At 71.3% G+C, this 17607-nt stretch carries 15 protein-coding genes and 1 pseudogene; 4 read left to right on the top strand and 12 right to left on the bottom strand.

All coding sequences use genetic code 11. The features are described from left to right. Positions 1 to 6: 6 nt before the first annotated feature. From B5P21_RS04285 to B5P21_RS04265, 4 genes and pseudogenes are all read right to left on the bottom strand, one after another. Positions 7 to 854, bottom strand: a pseudogene (locus tag B5P21_RS04285) (sulfurtransferase). Positions 855 to 882: 28 nt separating this feature from the next. Further along, positions 883 to 1416, bottom strand: a complete 534-nt coding sequence (locus B5P21_RS04280; protein WP_094170815.1) for a GNAT family N-acetyltransferase — start codon at positions 1414 to 1416, stop codon at positions 883 to 885. A gap of 133 nt (positions 1417 to 1549) precedes the next feature. Next, the gene (locus B5P21_RS04275) at positions 1550 to 2545 is read right to left on the bottom strand and encodes a ribonucleotide-diphosphate reductase subunit beta (protein ID WP_045529035.1); all 996 of its coding nucleotides are present in this window, start codon (positions 2543 to 2545) and stop codon (positions 1550 to 1552) included. Between the two features lie 164 nt (positions 2546 to 2709). Next, entirely contained in the window at positions 2710 to 5214 is a 2505-nt protein-coding gene (locus B5P21_RS04265; protein ID WP_045529037.1) for a ribonucleoside-diphosphate reductase subunit alpha, read from the bottom strand. Between the two features lie 329 nt (positions 5215 to 5543). On the opposite strand from B5P21_RS04265, the gene B5P21_RS04260 reads away from it, so the two are divergent. Both B5P21_RS04260 and B5P21_RS04255 read left to right on the top strand, forming a co-directional pair. After that, complete coding sequence (locus tag B5P21_RS04260) at positions 5544 to 6755, top strand: MFS transporter (RefSeq protein WP_094170814.1); 1212 nt, start codon at positions 5544 to 5546, stop codon at positions 6753 to 6755. A 100-nt stretch (positions 6756 to 6855) separates the two neighbouring features. Next, positions 6856 to 7302, top strand: coding sequence for a hypothetical protein (locus tag B5P21_RS04255; RefSeq protein WP_094170813.1), 447 nt, complete (start codon positions 6856 to 6858; stop codon positions 7300 to 7302). Between the two features lie 62 nt (positions 7303 to 7364). Here B5P21_RS04255 and B5P21_RS04250 read toward each other — a convergent pair whose 3' ends face one another. Both B5P21_RS04250 and B5P21_RS04245 read right to left on the bottom strand, forming a co-directional pair. Next, entirely contained in the window at positions 7365 to 8357 is a 993-nt protein-coding gene (locus B5P21_RS04250) for an aldo/keto reductase (protein ID WP_045529043.1), read from the bottom strand. Positions 8358 to 8366: 9 nt separating this feature from the next. After that, on the bottom strand, positions 8367 to 8780 hold the full coding sequence (locus B5P21_RS04245) for a hypothetical protein (RefSeq protein WP_246865245.1): 414 nt from the start codon (positions 8778 to 8780) through the stop codon (positions 8367 to 8369). A 134-nt stretch (positions 8781 to 8914) separates the two neighbouring features. Here B5P21_RS04245 and B5P21_RS04240 point away from each other — a divergent pair, with 134 nt between their 5' ends. Further along, a complete protein-coding gene (locus B5P21_RS04240) occupies positions 8915 to 10567 on the top strand; it encodes a S1C family serine protease (RefSeq protein WP_236688691.1) in 1653 nt (550 codons plus the stop codon). Positions 10568 to 10635: 68 nt separating this feature from the next. Here the strand turns inward: B5P21_RS04240 and arfA are convergent, their stop codons facing one another. From arfA to B5P21_RS04215, 5 genes are all read right to left on the bottom strand, one after another. Further along, complete coding sequence (arfA, locus tag B5P21_RS04235; protein WP_045529044.1) at positions 10636 to 12174, bottom strand: arabinosylfuranosidase ArfA; 1539 nt, start codon at positions 12172 to 12174, stop codon at positions 10636 to 10638. A gap of 82 nt (positions 12175 to 12256) precedes the next feature. After that, complete coding sequence (locus B5P21_RS04230; RefSeq protein ID WP_094170812.1) at positions 12257 to 13177, bottom strand: carbohydrate ABC transporter permease; 921 nt, start codon at positions 13175 to 13177, stop codon at positions 12257 to 12259. Next, positions 13174 to 14118, bottom strand: coding sequence for a carbohydrate ABC transporter permease (locus B5P21_RS04225; RefSeq protein WP_080939328.1), 945 nt, complete (start codon positions 14116 to 14118; stop codon positions 13174 to 13176). Before B5P21_RS04225 ends, B5P21_RS04230 begins: the two co-directional genes overlap by 4 nt. Positions 14119 to 14176: 58 nt before the next feature. After that, on the bottom strand, positions 14177 to 15526 hold the full coding sequence (locus tag B5P21_RS04220) for an extracellular solute-binding protein (protein ID WP_094170811.1): 1350 nt from the start codon (positions 15524 to 15526) through the stop codon (positions 14177 to 14179). 102 nt (positions 15527 to 15628) lie between these two features. After that, complete coding sequence (locus B5P21_RS04215) at positions 15629 to 16630, bottom strand: LacI family DNA-binding transcriptional regulator (RefSeq protein ID WP_094170810.1); 1002 nt, start codon at positions 16628 to 16630, stop codon at positions 15629 to 15631. A gap of 118 nt (positions 16631 to 16748) precedes the next feature. Between B5P21_RS04215 and B5P21_RS04210 the strand changes: the two genes are divergently transcribed. Continuing rightward, positions 16749 to 17186, top strand: coding sequence for a hypothetical protein (locus B5P21_RS04210; protein ID WP_045529053.1), 438 nt, complete (start codon positions 16749 to 16751; stop codon positions 17184 to 17186). Between the two features lie 19 nt (positions 17187 to 17205). Here the strand turns inward: B5P21_RS04210 and B5P21_RS04205 are convergent, their stop codons facing one another. Next, positions 17206 to 17601, bottom strand: coding sequence for a DUF3054 domain-containing protein (locus B5P21_RS04205; RefSeq protein ID WP_345703635.1), 396 nt, complete (start codon positions 17599 to 17601; stop codon positions 17206 to 17208). Between the last annotated feature and the right edge of the window lie 6 nt (positions 17602 to 17607).

Here is a 17607-nt window from a genome sequence, read left to right as displayed (position 1 = left end):
GTGCCGTCAGGCGTCGCCCGGCTCCGCACCCGTCGCCACGGGGCGGTCGGGCCGGTTCGCCCAGGCCGACCACGATCCCGGGTACAGCGCCGCGTCGATGCCCGCGATCGCGAGCGCCGCGACCTCGTGCGCGGCCGTGACGCCCGAGCCGCAGTAGACGCCCACGGCGGCGCCCGCCCGGATCCCGAGTGCGGCGTACCTCGCCCGGAGGACGTCGGCCGGGAGGAAGGCGCCGTCCGCGTCGAGGTTGCCGACCGTCGGCGCGCTCACGGCGCCGGGGATGTGGCCCGCGCGCGGATCCACCGGCTCGACCTCGCCGCGGTACCGCTCCCCCGCGCGCGCGTCGAGGAGCGTCCCGGAGCGCGCGATCCCGGCGGCGGCGTCCTCGTCGAGGGTGGGCAGAGCGCCGCGGGTGAGCGTCACGTCGCCGCGCTCGGGCACGGCGGATCCCGTCTCGAGCGGCAGGCCCGCCGCGACCCACGCGGGCAGCGCGCCGTCGAGGATCCGCACGTCCCGGATCCCCGCGTCCCGCAGCAGCCACCACGCGCGCGCCGCCGCGGTGTTGCCCCCCCCCCGTCGTGCACGACGACCGCGTCGCCCTCCCGGATCCCCCAGCCGCGCGCCGCCCGCTCGAGGTCGGCGGTCGCGGGCAGCGGATGCCGCCCCTCCTCGGGAGCGCCGTGTCGCGACAGCTCGGTGTCGAGGTCGGCGTACACGGCACCGGGGATGTGCCCGGCCTCGTGCAGCGGCCGCCCGGGAGGTCGGCCGAGCGACCACCGCACGTCGAGCACGTGCACGTCGTCGTGGGTGCGCAGGGCACGGTCGAGCTCGGCGGGCGTGATGAGGATCTCCATCGCCCCATGCTCGCAGGGCCGGGTCGGATCAGCCCAGCGGCTTCTCGAAGCAGACCGAGTTCGTGACGGGGATGTACGGCGGGTACACGTCGATGGGCAGCCACCCCGCGGTCGCGTAGAGCTGGATGGCGTCGGGCTGCCGGTCGCCCGTCTGCAGGATGAGGCGGCGGGCGCCGCGCTCCCGGGCCACGCGCTCCAGCTCGGCCATGAGCACGCGCGCGAGGCCCGTGCCGCGGTGCGCGGGATCCACGACGACCTTCTTCAGCTCGAGCTCGTCGCCGAGGTGCCGGATGACGCCGTGCGCGGCCGCGTCCCGGTCGTCGCCGTCGAGGACGGGCAGCACCACGGCCTCCACGTCGGCCGGGTCGAACGCGAACGCGACCGCGGCCTTCGCGGGCCAGTCGGGGTCGTCGGCGTGGCGCCCCTCGTACCGCACGTCCATCTCGGCCTCCATGGCCGCGCGGATCCGCGCTCCGCGGGGGTCGTCCCAGCCGACCACCTCGGTGCGGTAGACCCGTCCGTCGCGCGCGACGTGCCGGGCGCCGGTGTCCTGCTCGGCCATGCTCCCTCTTCCTGTCCGTCCCGGCCGGTGGCGGCGCGGGCATGACGACGCCCGCACCGGCATCCGGGTGGATGCGCGGCGCGGGCGGGGTCGGTGGTGCGGTGCCGCGGTCTCCCGCGGCGGTGGTGCGGTCCTACTTGGCGCCGACGGTGGCCGACGCGTTCGACTCGTACGACGTGTTGGTCGACTCGAAGAAGTTGACGAGCTGCAGCGTATCGTTCGCCGTCGCCATCCACTTCGCCGGGTTCGAGACCTTGTACTCGGCCTCGAAGCCGAGCTCCTCGAGGCGGCGGTCGGCGAGGTACTTCACGTACTGGTTGATGTAGTTCGCGTTGAGCCCGAGGATGCCGTTCGGCAGGAGGTCGCGGTTGTACTGCTCCTCCATCTCGACGGCGTCGAGGATCATCTGCTTGATCTCGGCGGCGAACTCCTCCGTCTGCAGGTCGGGGTTCTCCTCGAGCACCGTGAGGATGAGGTTGATCCCGAACTTCAGGTGCAGCGACTCGTCGCGCACGATCCAGTCCATGAGCGAGCCGAAGTTGCGCAGCAGGTTCCGCTGGCGGAACGACAGGGACACCATGAAGCCCGAGTAGAACCAGATGCCCTCGAGGATCACGTTGTACGCGACGAGGTTCCGGACGAAGTCCTTCTTGCCCTCGGTGGTGGTGATGTCGAGGGTCTGCTCGGTCATGCGCTTGATGAACGTGACCTCGAACTCCTCCTTGCGCGCCATCGACGGGATGTCGACGTGGGAGTTGTACGCGGCCTCGCGGTCGATCGGGAACGTCTCCAGGACGTACTCGAACGACATGCAGTGGTTCGCCTCCTCCCACATCTGCTTCGCCAGGTAGAGGTGGCACTCCGGCGCGTTGATGTAGGGGTAGACGCCGAACGCGAGCGCCTTGTTCACGAGGAGCTCGTTCGGGTTGAAGTAGCTCATGAGGAACGTGATCGCGTGGCGCTCCTCGTCCGTCATCTTCTTGAAGTCCGCGATGTCCTCGCCGAGCTGGATCTCGTTGGGAAACCACGTGTTGGCGACGGCCTGGTCGTACAGGTCCATGGCCCACTGGTAGTTGACGGGCTTGAGGAGGAGGCCCTCCTGGATTCCCGTGCCGAGGATCTTCGACATCTGCTTCTTCTCTCCGAGTGCGTGGTGCGTGGTGGTGCGGGTGGGGCGGCCGGTCAGGCCGGGTGGAGCTCTAGGAGTGACGCCTGCCTACTGGCAGGAGTCGCACTGGAGCTCGTCCATGGGGTCCATGGGGACGACGTAGTCGCCGAACGTGTCGTCGTTCATCAGCGTGCACCTCCCACTCCGCCGAAGCCGAAGCCCTTGCGGGGCGCCGGAGCGGACTGCGGGGCCGGGGCCTCCGCGGTCGCGGTGGATGCGGGAGCGGTCGACGCGGGCGCGACAGCGGGAGCGCCGCCGCCGAATCCGCCGAAGCCCTTGCGCTTGGTGCCGTCGGCGTCCTGCGACTTGTCGACCTTGACGGTCGACTGCTCGGCCGTGTGGCGCGGCTTCATGTGCAGGTAGTACGTGGTCTTGACCCCGCGCTCCCAGCCGGCGAAGTAGATGTCCATCATGTCGCCGAGGTCGCGCGTCTCGAGGTACATGTTCCGGCTGATGGCCTGGTCGATCCACTTCTGCGCGCGCGCCGCGACCTCGAGGAACGCGTACGGCGAGAGCTGGAAGCTCGTGCGGTACGTGGCCTTGACCGAGTCCGGGATGGCGGCGATGTTCTGGATGTCGCCCTGGCTGCGCAAGATGTTCTCGCGCACGGTCTCCCAGATGCCGAGCTCCTGGAGGTCCTTCACGAGGTTCCGGTTGACCTCGAGGAACTTGCCCGAGGAGGTGGAGCGGCTGAAGATCTGCGAGAACTGCGGGTCGAGGCCGGGCGTGGTGCCGGCGACGAGGCCGATGGACGCGGTGGGCGCGATGGCCATGAGCGTCGCGTTGCGCATGCCGCCCTTGACCTTCACGCGCAGCGCGTCCCAGTCGAGGCGCGTGGTGCGGTTGACCTTGACGGGCACGCCGCGGTCGGCCTCCATGAGGGCGATCGAGTCGAGCGGCACGAGGCCCTCGGACCAGCGGGATCCCTCGAAGTTCGGGTACGCGCCGCGCTCCTTCGCCAGGTCAGCCGACTCGTCGATGGCCGCGTAGGAGACGTGCTCCATGATCTCGTCGATCAGGTCGTACGACTCCTCGGACTCGTACGAGAAGCCGAGCTTCTCCACTATGTCGGTGAAGCCCATGACGCCGAGGCCCACCGCGCGGTTCTGCTGGTTGGAGAAGTCCGCCTCCTTCACGCTGGAGCGCGTGATGTCGATGAGGTTGTCGAGCTGGCGCACCGCGAGGCGCGCGCTCTGCTCGATCTTGGCGAAGTCGACCTTGCCGTCGGCGAAGTGCTGCGACAGGTTGATCGACGCCAGGTTGCAGACGGAGACGTTGTCCTCGTCCTGCGGCAGCGTGATCTCGGTGCAGAGGTTCGAGAGGTGGATCGTGCCCGTGTTGTTGTTCAGGGCGCGGTTGTTGATCGTGTCCTTCCAGGTCAGCCACGGGTGGCTGGTGGTCTGGAGCGAGATGAGGATCGACTTGAACTGCTCGCGCGCCTTGATGCGCTTGAACATGCGGATGCGCCCGGCCTCGGCCTCGGCGACGTAGAACGCGTAGCGCTCCGAGAACGCCTTGCCGTACAGCTCGCCGAGGTCGGAGACCTCCAGCGGGTCGAAGAGGAACCAGTCCTCGTCGTTCTGCACGCGCTTCATGAACTCGTCGCTGATCCACACGGCCGTGTTGGCGGTGCGGGTGCGGCGGTACGGGTCGCCCGAGTTCTGGCGCAGGTCGAGGAACTCGGGGAAGTCGAGGTGCCAGTTCTCCATGTAGAAGCAGAGGGCGCCGAACTTCTTGCCGCCGCGGCTGACGGCGCGGAGCACGGAGTCGATGGTGTGCATGAACGGGATCGGGCCCGTGGACGTGGTGTTGTTCGAGCGGATGGGCGAGCCCTGCGCGCGCAGCTTGGAGACGGAAAGGCCGATGCCGCCCGTGCCCTTGGTGAGCCACATGACGTCGCGCGTGGTCTTCGCGATGTGCTCGATGTCGTCCTGCATCTCCATGACGAAGCAGTTCGCGAGCTGCGGGTAGATGGTGCCCGCGTTGACGAGGGTGGAGCCGGCCGCGAGGTACTCGAGCTTCGACATCTTCTCGTAGAAGGCGATGGCCGTCTCGGTCGGGTTCTGCTCATTCAGCGTGAGGCCCATCGCGATGCGCATCCAGAAGTACTGGGGCACCTCGAGGGCGTCGCCGTTGCGGCCCTTGATGCCGTAGCGGTTGTTCAGCGTGACGACGCCGATGTACTTGAGCAGCTCGTCGTGCGACGGCTCGAGGGCCTGGGCGAGGCGCTCCAGGTCGAACAGCTGCACGAGGCGGGAGTCGAGGAGCATCTCGTCGACGCCGCGCTGGATGTTGCGGGCGAAGTGCTCCGCGTGGAGGCGCTTGAGCTCCTCGGGCGACGAGTAGTCGCCGAGGACGCGCTTGTAGATGGTCTTGAGGAGGAGGCGCGCGGCGACGGTGTCGAACGCCGGGTCGTCCTTCACGTTCTGGAGCGCGACCTGGATGACGGCCTCATCCAGCTGCTGCGTGGTGATCCCGTCGAAGAGGGTGATCTCCAGCTCGGACGCGATCTGCGTGACCCAGCCGATGTTCTCGTCGAGGCCCTGCGTGGCATCCTCGATCGCCAGGTTGATGCGGTTCGCGTCGTACGGCTCCTTCGAGCCGTCCCTCTTGACTACCGTGATCGACACTCTGCATCTGCTCCTTGCGGTCTCGAGGCCCATGCCTCTGGGCGGGGCTGTGTGCCCTGGTTCATAGAGCCGATGACGTGCTGATTCCGGTCCGCTGAAATGCCAGCGCCGCGAACCGGCCATATAGTGGCTGTCGGCTGACAGCCACTATATGGCGGGTAGCGGCGATCGCCTAGCCACCACATCTAGTGGGCGTGTCATTCACAGATTGTGGACAAGTCCGCGGACTTGTCCACACGCTCCCACGCTACGGCGCGCCGCCGACATCGCTGTCCGGTGGCGCCCGAGGCTGCGGGACGAGGCCTCCCGGCCGGTAGGATCTGACCCTCGTGAGCACGTACGGAAGCCTCCTCAAGACCCGCGGCGTGGGCCGGATCATCGCCGCCCAGCTCGTGGCGCGCTTCCCGGGCGGCATGCTCTCGCTCGCGTTCCTCATGCACGTCGAGCGGATCCACGAGTCGTACGGCGCCGCGGGCCTCGTGCTCGCCGCGACGAGCATCGGCCAGGCCGTGGCCGGTCCCCTCACGAGCCGCTGGATGGGGGTCTGGGGCATGCGCCCGGTCCTCATCCTGACGTCGATCGTCTGCACGGTCGCCGTCGTCGCGGTGGCGCTCGGCGACGCGAGCACGTCGGTCCCCGCCTTCATGGGCCTCGGCCTGGTCGCCGGGCTCGCGAACCCGCCCGTGCAGCCGGCCGTCCGCACCATCTACCCGAAGATGGTCAACTCCAAGCAGCTCACGCCCCTCTTCTCCCTCGACGCGTCGGCGCAGGAGATCATCTGGGTGCTCGGCCCGGTCATCGCCACGTTCCTCGCGATCCAGGTGGACACGAGTGCCGGCATCCTCGTCGCGGCGGCGTTCCTCGTCGTCGGCAGTGCGTGGTGCATCTCCTCGCCCGAGCTCGGCCGGGTCCGCATCCCCCGCAGCAAGCGCCGGTTCGGCGTGGTGCTCGGGCGGCCGCCCGTGCTCCTCAGCACCGTGGTCGGGTTCCTCCTCATCGCGGCGTGCTCCGCCATCGAGGCCGGCGTCGTGGCGGTGTACGGGCACGGCGGACCGGAGGCCGGCTTCGTCCTCGCGATCTTCGCGGTCGGCTCGCTCATCGGCGGCCTCTCGCTCGGGCACATCCCCATCAGCCCGTGGGCGATGGCGCGACGTCTCACGATCATCCTGGTCGGCACGGCCCTGGCCGCCGTGTGGATGCAGTTCGCCTGGCTCTCCGTGTTCCTCTTCCTCGCGGGCGTCGGCATCGCGCCCGCGCTGGCCGTGCTCTTCGCCGTGGTCTCGTCGTCGGTGCGCTTCAGCGACACCGCGGAGGCATACGGCTGGGTGGGCACCGGGCAGCTCATCGGGGCAGCGCTCGGCTCCGCTGCCGCGGGCTTCGTCATCGACGCGCAGGGCGCGCAGGGCGCGTTCGTCGTCGCGGCGGCGCTGCTCGCGGCGGGCACGGCGATCGCCGCCGTCTTCCACCGGCACAGCCCGGACCTCCGCGGCCGCGACGCCGGCCCCATCCCGGACACGGAGCCCGTCCCGGTCATGACCTGACGGTCGGGCAGCGCCGCGGAGCCTCCGCCCTCGAGGTCTCCGCCCCCGAGGTCTCCGCCCCCGAGGAAAATCAGCCGCCCGCGCTGGATAGTGTGAGGGCATGACCTCTCCGCAGACCCCTCTGACCACGCGCCGCCTGCGCGCCGGGATCGCCGGGCTGGGCCTCACGCTCGCCGGGTGCAGCTCGCCGGCCGCCGACGACGCCGCGACGCCCACCCCGTCCGCCTCCGCCGAGGCCGCGAGCCCCACGCCCGAGGCGACCACCGAGGGCGACGCCGGCTCGGGCGCTAGCGGGACGGACGCGGCGACGCTCGCGAAGGTCCGCGACTTCACGTGCGGGCTCAAGGACAAGGATGCGATCGAGGAGTCGGACGTCCAGGCATACCGCGACCTGGCCACTGAGGCGCAGAGGAGCGGCGTGCCCAACGCCGACCAGTACGGGCAGCAGATCAACGCCGGAGCGGACCAGATGGCCATGTTGGTCGGCAAGCCGTTGCCCGATGACCTCCGCGCGAGCCTGTCGAGCGCCTGCGACTCGCTGCAGTAACCCTCCCGCACGGACGACGGCCCGGTCAGCGCGAAGCTGACCGGGCCGTCGTGCGTCTGGGACTACCAGCGCGGATGCACCGCAGCGCGGAAGTACCGGTCGTAGACGTCCGCGACCTGGCGCTCGAAGACCTCGCCGAGCGCGGGGGCGTCGCCGGCGCGCGCGTTCGCCTGGGCCTGCTCCGCGTTGCGGGCTCCGGGGATCACCGTGGAGACGCCCTCGCGCTGCACGATCCACGCGAGCGCCACCTGCGCGGGCGTCAGGTCGGGCGCGGCCTCGTGTGCAGCTGCCGCGAACTCGCGGGCCGCGGTGACGCCGTCGTCGTAGTCGACGCCCGAGAAGGTCTCCCCCACGTCGAACGCGGCGCCCCCGCGGTTGAAGTTCCGGTGGTCGGTCTCGGCGAAGGTCGTTTCGGCGGTGTAGCGGCCGCTGAGGAGGCCGGATGCGAGCGGCACGCGGGCGATGATCCCGACGCCCGCCTCGACGGCGGCCGGCAGCACGCGGTCGAGCGGCTTGAGGCGGAACGCGTTGAGGATGATCTGCACGCTCGCGACGCCGGGCCGCGCGATGGCGAGGAGGGCCTCGTCGGTCGTCTCGACGCTGACGCCGTAGGACGCGATCGCGCCGTCGGCGACGAGCTCGTCGAGGGCGTCGTACACGCGGTCGCTCGAGAACACGGGCGTGGGCGGGCAGTGCAGCTGGACGAGGTCGAGCGTGTCGACGCCGAGGTTCCGGCGCGAGCGGTCGGTCCACTCGCGGAAGCGGTCGAGGGTGAAGTTCGCGGGGTCCTGCGCGTCGCGGCGGCCCATCTTGGTCGCGACCGTGACGCCCGCGTCCGGGTGCGCGCGCAGCCAGGATCCGATGATCGTCTCGCTGCGGCCGTCGCCGTAGACGTCGGCCGTGTCGAAGAAGGTGATGCCCGCGTCGGCCGCCGCGTCCAGCACGGCGAGCGCGTCGTCCTCGGCCACGTCACCCCAGTCCCCGCCGAGCTGCCAGGTCCCGAGTCCGATGACTGAGACGTTCCGATGGGTCCTGCCGAGGCTTCTCTGCTCCATGCGTCGAGCCTACGCGCGGTGGACGTCCGCCTCGCGGTCGTCGGCCGCGGCCCGGGCGGGCCGGCGGCGGAGGGCGCGCACGGCGAGCGCCTCGATCACGGCCATCGGGCCGCCCGCGACGATGCCCGGTGCGAGGGTCACGAGCAGGGGCACGAGGTCGAGGAGCCAGCGCTCCCCCAGCGGGTCGCCGAAGCTGGAGTACGGCATGGAGGTCGCGATGCGGGCGGCGAGCGCACGGAGGCCCAGGCCCGCGGCGGGGAAGGCGACGGCGAGGATCCAGAGCGTCGGGGCGAGCCAGCCGGCGAGGGCGGGGCGCTCGGTCGCCTCCGGGGGCGACCCCGGTGCCGCGGCACGCTGGAACGCCGGGTCGAACCGCGGATCCAGGCCGGCGGGCTCGCCATCGTCATCCGACCTCCGCGTCATGCCGCTCAGGGTACGCCCGGGCGGGCCCAGGACGCATGGCGGACGCTCGTGCTCGTCATGGGGTGCTCATAGGGTCGCCGGGTGTGATCTTGCCATGGCCCCCATCGGGCCACCCGAGACACGAAGGACCCGTCATGAACGAGACACCCCAGGAGCCGACCGGACGTCCGGACGAGGCCCCCATCGACGCCACCCGCTCCGCCGACGCCGCGACCGCGCCCGCCGCACCCGCCGCTCCGGTCCCGGCCGACGGCTCGACCGCGACCGGGCAGCCCGGCTGGCCGGCGCCCGCCGGTCCCGCGACCGCCGGTCCGGCCGCGCCGGCCACCCCGGTCGCGCCCTCCGCACCCGCCGCACCCGCCGGCTGGACCGCCCCCGCCGCCGCGCACGCCACCGCGGGCCCCGCGGTCGGCGCCGGCGCCCCCGCTTCGCAGCAGCCGACCGCGCAGCAGCCCACGTCGCCGCAGCCCACCGCCGCCTACGCCACCGCGATGCCCGCCGGCAGCCACCCCGCCGGATCGCCGTGGCCCGCCCCCGCGACCGACGCCTTCGGACGCCCGCTCGCCGTCGACGCGGCGGGGAACCCCGTCCCGCCGAAGCGCATGCGCCGCGGCCTCCGCACGGGCCTCATCGCCGGGGCGTCCGCCCTCGCGCTCCTCCTCTCCTTCGGCAGCGGCACCGCGGTGGGCTTCATGGCCGACCTCGGCCGCTCGAGCTCGCAGGCCGGGAGCTCGCAGGTCCAGGACCCGGGCTCCTTCACGCCGGGCCAGGGCTTCGGCCGCGGCACGACCACGCTGCCCGGGCAGGGATCCGGCAGCGGCTCCGGCTCGGGATCGGGCACGCAGTCCGGCACCGGGCGCGGCACGTCGGTCACCTCGCCCGAGGCGACGACCGCGCAGAAGGCCGGCGTCGTCACGATCGACTCCGCGCTCACCTACGAGAACGCGGCCGGGGCGGGCACGGGCATCATCCTGTCGTCCGACGGCACGATCCTCACCAACAACCACGTCGTCAGCGGCGCCACCAGCATCCGCGTCACGGTCGAGTCGACCGGCAAGGCGTACGTGGGGAAGGTCGTCGGCACCGACGCCACGAACGACGTCGCGGTCGTGAAGCTCGAGGGCGCGTCGGGGCTCACCCCGGCGAAGCTCGACACGGACGGCGCCCAGGTCGGCGAGGCCGTCACGGGCGTCGGCAACGCGGGCGGCACGGGCACGCTCACCGCGGCGACCGGACAGGTCACCGCGCTCGGCCAGACCATCACCACGCAGTCCGAGGGCACGGCGGCGGGCGAGACGCTCACCGACCTGATCCAGACGGACGCGCCGATCGTCTCCGGCGACTCCGGCGGGCCGCTCGTGGACGCGGAGAACGAGGTCGTCGGCATCGACACGGCCGCCTCGTCCGGCTCGGAGCAGATCGCCGGGTTCGCCATCCCGATCGACAAGGCCATGGGCATCGCGAAGCAGATCGAGAGCGGGGTCGAGTCGGGCACCGTGAAGATCGGCTACCCCGCGTTCCTCGGCGTGCTGCTCGCGAACGGCGCGGGCACCGTGGCGGGAGCGCCCGTCCAGGGCGTCGTCGACGGATCCGGCGCCGCGAAGGCGGGCCTCGCCCAGGGCGACGTCGTCACCTCGGTCGACGGCAAGGCCGTCGCGTCGGCCTCCGAGCTCAGCGCCGCGATCTCCGCGCACAAGCCCGGCGAGTCGGTGACCCTCGGCTGGACCACCGCGGCCGGCGCCGCGAAGACCGGCGCCGTGACCCTCACCGAGGGCCCCGTGAGCTGATCGGCTCCTCCCCACGGCGACGGCCCGCCCTGCATCGCGCAGGGCGGGCCGTCGCCGTCATGCGCGCGTCAGCTGCGGGTCACGTCCAGCACCACGACCGCCCAGGACAACGCCGGCAGCGTGAGCGTGAGACGCCCGCCCTCGGCGTGCACGCCCTCGAGCGGCACGAGGCCGACCTGCTCGCCCGACTCCAGCGTGTTGCTCGAGTGCCGGTCGCCGCCCTCGGGCACCCGCAGGACCTCGGCCCGGAGGATCCGGCCGGCGTCGAGACCGCGGAGCGCGACCTCGGTGGACGCGTCCTCCTCGAGACCGCGGTTGGCGAGGAACAGCGAGACGGTGCCGGCCTCGTCGTCCCAGGTCGCGCTCACGTCGACCACGTCGGCCGTGCCGAAGCGGTCGTTGTCGTAGCGGTCGCTGTCGACCTCGACCTGGAGGATCCGTCCCGTCGCGAGCTGCGCCATGCGCGCGAACGGCCAGAAGATGGACTGGCGCCAGGCGGGCCCGCCCTCCTCGCTGCGGATCGGCGCGATCACGTTCACGAGCTGCGCCTGGTTCGCGATCTTCACCCGGTCGCCGTGCCGCAGCAGCGAGTTGAGCAGCGTGCCCACCACCACCGCGTCGGTGACGCTGTACTCGTCCTCGATGACCCGCGGATGCTCGCGCCAGCCCGCCTCCTCGATGCGGTGGGGCTGGTCCTCGCCGTCGAGCCCGCGCTGGTACCAGACGTTCCACTCGTCGAACGAGAGGTCGATCCGCTTCCGGTTCTTGAGGCGCGCGCCGGTCGCGTCCGCGGTCGCGACCACCGATTCGATGAAGAAGTCCATGTCGACGGCGCTCGCGAGGAAGCTCCGCACGTCTCCCTCGTGCTCGTAGTAGTAGGCGTGCAGCGAGACGTAGTCGACGACGTCGTAGGTGTGGCCGAGCACGGTCTGCTCCCACTGGCCGAACGTCGGCATGCCCGAGTTCGAGCTGCCGCACGCGACGAGCTCGATGCGCGGATCCACCAGCCGCATGGCCTTGCCCGCCTCCTGCGCGAGGCGGCCGTACTCGTCGGCCGTCTTGTGGCCGATCTGCCACGGCCCGTCCATCTCGTTGCCGAGGCACCAGAGCCGGATGTCGAAGGGCTCCTCGGCGCCGTTCCTCCGGCGCATGTCGGAGTACTTGGATCCGCCGGGGTGGTTCGCGTACTCCACGAGCGAGCGCGCCGCGTCGACGCCGCGCGTGCCGAGGTTGACGGCCTCCATCACCTCGACGCCCGCGGCCTTGGACCAGCCCACGAACTCGTGCAGGCCGAACGCGTTCGTCTCCACGGTGTGCCAGGCACCGTCGAGGCGGCGGGGCCGGTCCTCGACGGGGCCGACGCCGTCCTCCCAGTCGTAGCCGGAGACGAAGTTGCCGCCCGGGTAGCGGACGACGGTGGCGCCGAGCTCCTTGGTGAGGTCGAGCACGTCCTGCCGGTAGCCCTCGGGCGTCGCGGTCGGGTGGCCCGGCTCGTAGATGCCGCTGTAGACGCACCGGCCCATGTGCTCGACGAAGGAGCCGAAGAGCCGGCGGGGCACGTCGCCGATGGTGAAGTCGCGGTCGATGGTGACGCGGGCGCGGGTCATGGGCGTCCTCCTGGGCGCGGGGCCCGGGCGCGTGCGTCCCGGGCGGGATGGGTGGTGCGGGTCGGGGTGTCGTCGCGCGGCATCACTGTCCGCCGAACCCTGTGGTCGATATGCCCTTGATGATCTGGCGCTGGAAGAAGAGGAACACCAGGATCAGCGGCAGCGCGGCGAGCACGGCCGAGGCCATGTTCTGCGCGTACTGGATCCCGTACGCGTTCTTCACCGTCTGCAGGCCGACCGGCAGGGTCATGAGCGTGGCGTCGTTCGTGGCGATGAACGGCCAGAGGAAGTTGTTCCACGCGCCGATGAAGACGAAGATCGCGACCGCCGAGAGGATCGGGCGCGACAGCGGCATCACGATCTGCAGGAACACGCGCACGCGCCCCGCGCCGTCGACGCGCGCGGCGTCCTCGAGCTCGATCGGGATCTGGTCGAAGAACGCCTTCAGGATGAACACCATGGCGGGCTGCACGATCTGCGGCAGGATCACCGCCCAGAGGGTGTCCACCAGGTTGAACGACAGCATCTGGTAGAAGAGCGGGACGATCAGGATCTGCGGCGGGATGATGATCGACGCCACGATCGCGCCCATCAGCACCTTGCGGCCGCGGAAGTCGATGCGGCTGAGCGCGTAGCCGGCGAGCGCCGAGAACACGACCGCGACGACCGTGATCACGGTGCTCGTGAGCAGGCTGTTCCAGGTCCACAGCGGGATCGTGCCGCCGTTGAGCACGGAGGCGTACGCGTCGAGCGTGAACCCGCCCGCCGGGAAGACGGTGACCGGGAACGCCGCGGCGTCGGTCTCCGACTTGAACGACGTGAGCCCCGCCCAGAGGAACGGCAGCAGCCACGCGGCGGCGAGGACGATGAGGATCAGGAGCGCGGCGATCCGCGACGGGGCGAACCGCGGCGTGCCCGTGCGGCCCTCGCGGGCGGCGGCGCTGGTCGCGGGCCTCCGGGCGAGCGTGCCGGAGGAGAAGGCGGGACGGGTGGCGGTGGTCATGACTTCCTCCGTGTCGCGGTGAACTGGATGACCGAGATCACGACGATCAGGGCGAAGAAGATGTAGGAGATGGCGGCCGAGTAGCCGAAGCGGAAGCCGGTGAACCCGGTCTCGAAGACGTACTGGACGATGGGCCGGGTCGATCCGCCCGGGCCGCCCGCGGTCATCTGGTAGATCTGGTCGAAGACCTTGAGCGACGCGAGCACCTGCAGGATCGCGAGGAGCGCGGTCGTCGGGGCGAGCTGCGGGATCGTGATGGAGAACAGCTGCCGCCACTTCCCCGCGCCGTCGAGCGCGGCCGCCTCGTACTGCTGGTCGGGGATGTTCTGCAGCGCCGCCAGGTAGATGAGGAAGTTGAACCCGACCGTCCACCACACGGTGGTCACGACGACGCTCGTCATGGCGAGGTTCGGGTCCTGCAGCCACGCGGGCTGCGGGAGGCCGAACGCGCCGGCGAGCGCGTTGACGACGCCGAGCTGCGGGTTGTACATCCAGAGCCAGAACAGCGACACGACCGTGGACGCGAGCAAGAACGGCAGGAAGAACGCCAGCCGCCAGAGCCACTGGCCGGGGAGCCCGAGGTTCACGAGGAGCGCGAGCACGAGGCCGACGACGAGGAGCGGGATGGTGCTCGCGATCGTGAACACCACGGTGTTGCCGAGCGAGCGCCACATCTGGGAGTCGCCGAAGGCCTCGAAGTAGTTCGCGAAGCCGATGAGCTCGCTGTTCGCGCCCGTGAGGCTCTGCCCGGTGAGGCTCTGGTAGAAGCCGTAGAGCACGGGCCAGACGAGGAAGAGCAGGAAGGTGATGAGGAACGGGGCGATGAAGAGCATCCCCTGGGTCTGCTCCTTGGCCTTCGCCTTCGGGCTGCCCGCGGCGGGCCGCGGGGACGGGGACCCGGCCGCGGGGGCGACCGGGGTGGGTGGTGCTGCTGTCATCACGAGTGGACTCCTTCGTCGTTTCGCTGGGAAGAGGGGCGCGGCGCCGCGCGGTCGCGCGCTACAGGGGGTTGGGCTTGGCGAGCAGCGCGTCGATCTGCCGGATGAAGGCGTCGATGCCCTTGCCCGCCTCCTGCCGCCCGAGGAACACGTTCTGCACGTTCTCGGCGAAGTACGTCTGGAAGTCGGAGCCGGATCCGGTGAAGTACGCCACCGGGTCGTACTCGATCTGCTGCGCCGCGTTCGCGTAGTGGGCCTGCGGCAGGAGCTCCGCGTACTCGGGGCTGTCGATGATCGGCTTGTACGCCGGGATGTGCCCGGCGCCCGCCCATTGGAGCGAGTTCTTCAGGAGGTCGGCGACGAAGAGGTAGGTCCTCTCGCGCTTGACCGGATCCGGCGAGCTCTGGTGGGGCAGGACGAACGCATGGGAGTCGGCGAAGGTCGCCGGCGTGCCGAAGAGGTTCGGGATGGGCATCGCGTCGAAGGGCACCTCCGCCTTCTGGAAGGTGGGGAGCTCCCACACGCCCGTGACGATGGCGCCGCTCTTGGCGCCCGCGAACTCGGCGATCGCGGTGCCGGCGTCGCCGCTCGGGGTGGCGATGGTGCCGTCGAGCAGGGTCTGGATGTACTCGAGAGACGCGACGGCCTTTTCGCGGTCGTAGACGACCTGGCCGCCCGTGGGCAGCTCCATGTCGCCGCCCATCTGCTTGTAGAACGTGTAGAACATTCGCCACATCTGGGCGCCGTCGCCGAGGTACCCGTAGCTCAGGGCGTGCTCGCCGGTGACGGCCTGCATCGCCCGCATGACCTCGAGGAACCGGTCCGGCGACGTGATCTCCTCGAGCTGGCCGTCGCCGCCCAGCACGCCCGCCTGGGCCGCGATGTCCGTGTTGTACATGAGGATGAACGGGTGGCTGTCGAGGGCGATGGAGTACAGCTGCCCGTCGACGACGCCCTTGTCCCACACGCGCGGCTCGAAGTCGGCCTGGGTGACGCCGAGCTCGGCGAGCCTGTCGGTGTCCCACGGGTCGAGCAGCCCGCCCGGCGCGAAGCCGGGCACGCGCGCCGCATGCATGACGGCGACGTCGGGCGCCCGCCCGCCGACCGATGCCATGGCGAGCTTCGTGTAGTACGGCTGGCCCCAGGCGAGGACGGTGGCGGTGACGTCGAAGCCGCCGCCGGAGTCGTTCGCCTCCTTCACCATCTCCGTCATGCGGATGCCGTCGCCGCCGGACAGCAGGTGCCAGTACTTCAGGTCGACGATGCCGCCGGCCGACGCCACCTGGGGCGCGCAGCCGGAGAGGCCACCGACCAGGAACGCGCCGCCCAGGGCTGCCGCTCCGCCCATGAGGATCTGACGCCTCGACCATGCCGAGGGACGTCCCCCGGCCTTTCCTGCAACAGGATCCATTGACCACTCCTTCGTGATGCAGTGATCATTACATCGTTGTAATGCGGAGCGCAACGTTTCCGCCCGGCGATCCGCCCGGCGTTCGCGGAGCGGCAGTCCGTGTCAGGCGGAGGGGCGCGTGCTACCGCGGACGACGATGCGGTGCGGGATGACGAGCTGAACGGGCGGGCCGTCGCGCTCCTCGATCCGGCGCACGAGCTGGCCGACGGCGGCCTCCGCGTACGCGCGGATGTCGAAGTGCACGGTGGTGAGGGTGGGGATCGAGAAGCGCGACTGGTCGACGTCGTCGAAGCCCGCGACCTGGATGTCCTCGGGCACGCGGATGCCGTGGTCGGCGAGCGCGCGCAGGGCGCCGAACGCGAGGCCGTCGGTGAAGCAGAACAGCGCGTCCGGGAGGGGGTTGCCATCGGCCAGCCAGGCGTCGACGGCCTCGGCGCCTGACGCGCTGTTCCAGCCCGTCCGGTCGATCTCGACGGGCGCCTCGCCCGCCTCCTCCATCGCGCGCCGGTAGCCGATGCGGCGGAGATCGCCCGCCGCGGACTCCTCGCGGGTGGCCGTGCCGACCGCGGCGATGCGCCGGGCGCCCGTGCCGAGGAGGAAGCACGTCATGTCGTACGCCGCCTGGACGCTGTCGACGAGCACACGGTCGACGATCTCCTGCTCGACCTCGCCGATCACCACGACGGGCGGCAGCGACTCGGCGCGCGCGATGGCGCTCCGCGAGAGGAGGACGGGGTTGAGGATCACGCCGTCGACCAGGTGCTCGCGCGCGCGCGACATGAGGTCGCGCTCGCGGTCGGGCCGGGAGCCCGTCTCCTCCATCTGGATGCTGTAGCCGGCCTCGTGCGCGACCTCCACCAGGTGGTGCGCGAGCTCCGCGGAGTACGCGGTGCCGAGGTCGGGCAGGGCGACCGCGATCACGCCCGTGCGCCCGTTGCGGAGGCCGCGCGCGGAGAGGTTCGGCACGTAGTCGAGGTCGGCGACCGCCCGCTCGACGCGCTCGCGGGTCGCGGGGCTCACGGCGACGCGGCCGGTGATCACGTTCGACACGGTCTTCGGAGAGACCCCGGCGCGCGCGGCGAGGTCCTTCACTGTCGCGCGCATGGTCCTCCCCGTGTCCGACCGGCGGCGGCGTCTGCCGCGGGCGGTGCCCCGAATCTAATGCACCCGCATTCCCCCGCCCGCGGAGGCGGCGCCCGGGAGCGCCCGGCATACTGCACGGATGATCTCCACCGCGCACGCCACGACCCTCCTGGAGCTCGGCCTCGAGTGGAGCCCCGAGCCCGGCGACCGGTTCCGGATCCGCGGCCAGGGCTTCGAGTCCGACGTCTTCACCATCAGCGAGCTCACGATCGAGGCGCACGAGCACGCGACCGGCACCGTCCTCGGCTTCAACGGCACGACCGAGTGGGCGCTCGACTCCGTCGCGCTCGAGGACAGCCTGTGGCTCCCGCGCGAGGACCAGCTCCGGACGCTGCTCGGCGGGGCCTTCCGGTCGCTCCGGCGCGAGATCGGCGGCGCGGAGGACGGCGCGCACGTGGTGCTCGTCGTGATCGACGGCGAGGATGTCGAGCACCGCGACCTCGAGGCCGAGGAGGCCTACGCGAAGGCGCTCATCGCCGTGATGGAGGCGGGGGCCCCCGCTCCACCCGCCGCCTGACGCGGGGCCGCCGGCGGGCTCAGGCCCGCGCGCGCCGACGGACGACGACGGCCGAGACGGCGCGCCAGCCGAGCATCAGCAGCCCCAGGATGATCGCCGTCGTGATGACGAACGGCACCACCACGCCCTCGCCGCTGAGCGCCCGGAGCACCATCCCGACGACCAGCGTCACGCCCCAGACCAGGAGGCCGGTGGGCACGACGCGCGACGGGCTGCGCCAGGCCCGCGCCACAATCCAGCCGACGAGCCCGCCCGCGAGGAACGGCCAGGCGGTGCCGAGCACGCCCGACGGCGCGAGGTCCTCGCCGTGGCTCGCGCGGCCGATGAGGACGAAGACGACGATGAGCGCGGCGTCGAGCACGACGGCGCGGACGATCTCGGGACGGGCGGCGCGGCGGGCCATTCGGGGAGTCACCCGGCG

The sequence above is a fragment of the Clavibacter michiganensis subsp. insidiosus genome (assembly GCF_002240565.1).
GTDB classification, from domain to species: domain Bacteria; phylum Actinomycetota; class Actinomycetes; order Actinomycetales; family Microbacteriaceae; genus Clavibacter; species Clavibacter insidiosus.
Note: the sequence above shows the minus strand (reverse complement) of the source record. Positions and strands in the feature narration are given on the sequence as shown.

What these genes read in the sequence shown, in the direction of transcription:
- B5P21_RS04240 (WP_236688691.1), top strand. Translation starts at nt 8,915, where the DNA reads ATGAACGAGACACCCCAGGAGCCGACCGGACGTCCGGACGAGGCCCCC.
- B5P21_RS04255 (WP_094170813.1), top strand. Translation starts at nt 6,856, where the DNA reads ATGACCTCTCCGCAGACCCCTCTGACCACGCGCCGCCTGCGCGCCGGG.
- B5P21_RS04250 (WP_045529043.1), bottom strand. Translation starts at nt 8,357, where the DNA reads ATGGAGCAGAGAAGCCTCGGCAGGACCCATCGGAACGTCTCAGTCATC.
- B5P21_RS04275 (WP_045529035.1), bottom strand. Translation starts at nt 2,545, where the DNA reads ATGTCGAAGATCCTCGGCACGGGAATCCAGGAGGGCCTCCTCCTCAAG.
- B5P21_RS04210 (WP_045529053.1), top strand. Translation starts at nt 16,749, where the DNA reads ATGATCTCCACCGCGCACGCCACGACCCTCCTGGAGCTCGGCCTCGAG.
- B5P21_RS04220 (WP_094170811.1), bottom strand. Translation starts at nt 15,526, where the DNA reads ATGGATCCTGTTGCAGGAAAGGCCGGGGGACGTCCCTCGGCATGGTCG.
- B5P21_RS04245 (WP_246865245.1), bottom strand. Translation starts at nt 8,780, where the DNA reads ATGACGCGGAGGTCGGATGACGATGGCGAGCCCGCCGGCCTGGATCCG.
- B5P21_RS04230 (WP_094170812.1), bottom strand. Translation starts at nt 13,177, where the DNA reads ATGACCACCGCCACCCGTCCCGCCTTCTCCTCCGGCACGCTCGCCCGG.
- arfA (WP_045529044.1), bottom strand. Translation starts at nt 12,174, where the DNA reads ATGACCCGCGCCCGCGTCACCATCGACCGCGACTTCACCATCGGCGAC.
- B5P21_RS04280 (WP_094170815.1), bottom strand. Translation starts at nt 1,416, where the DNA reads ATGGCCGAGCAGGACACCGGCGCCCGGCACGTCGCGCGCGACGGACGG.
- B5P21_RS04215 (WP_094170810.1), bottom strand. Translation starts at nt 16,630, where the DNA reads ATGCGCGCGACAGTGAAGGACCTCGCCGCGCGCGCCGGGGTCTCTCCG.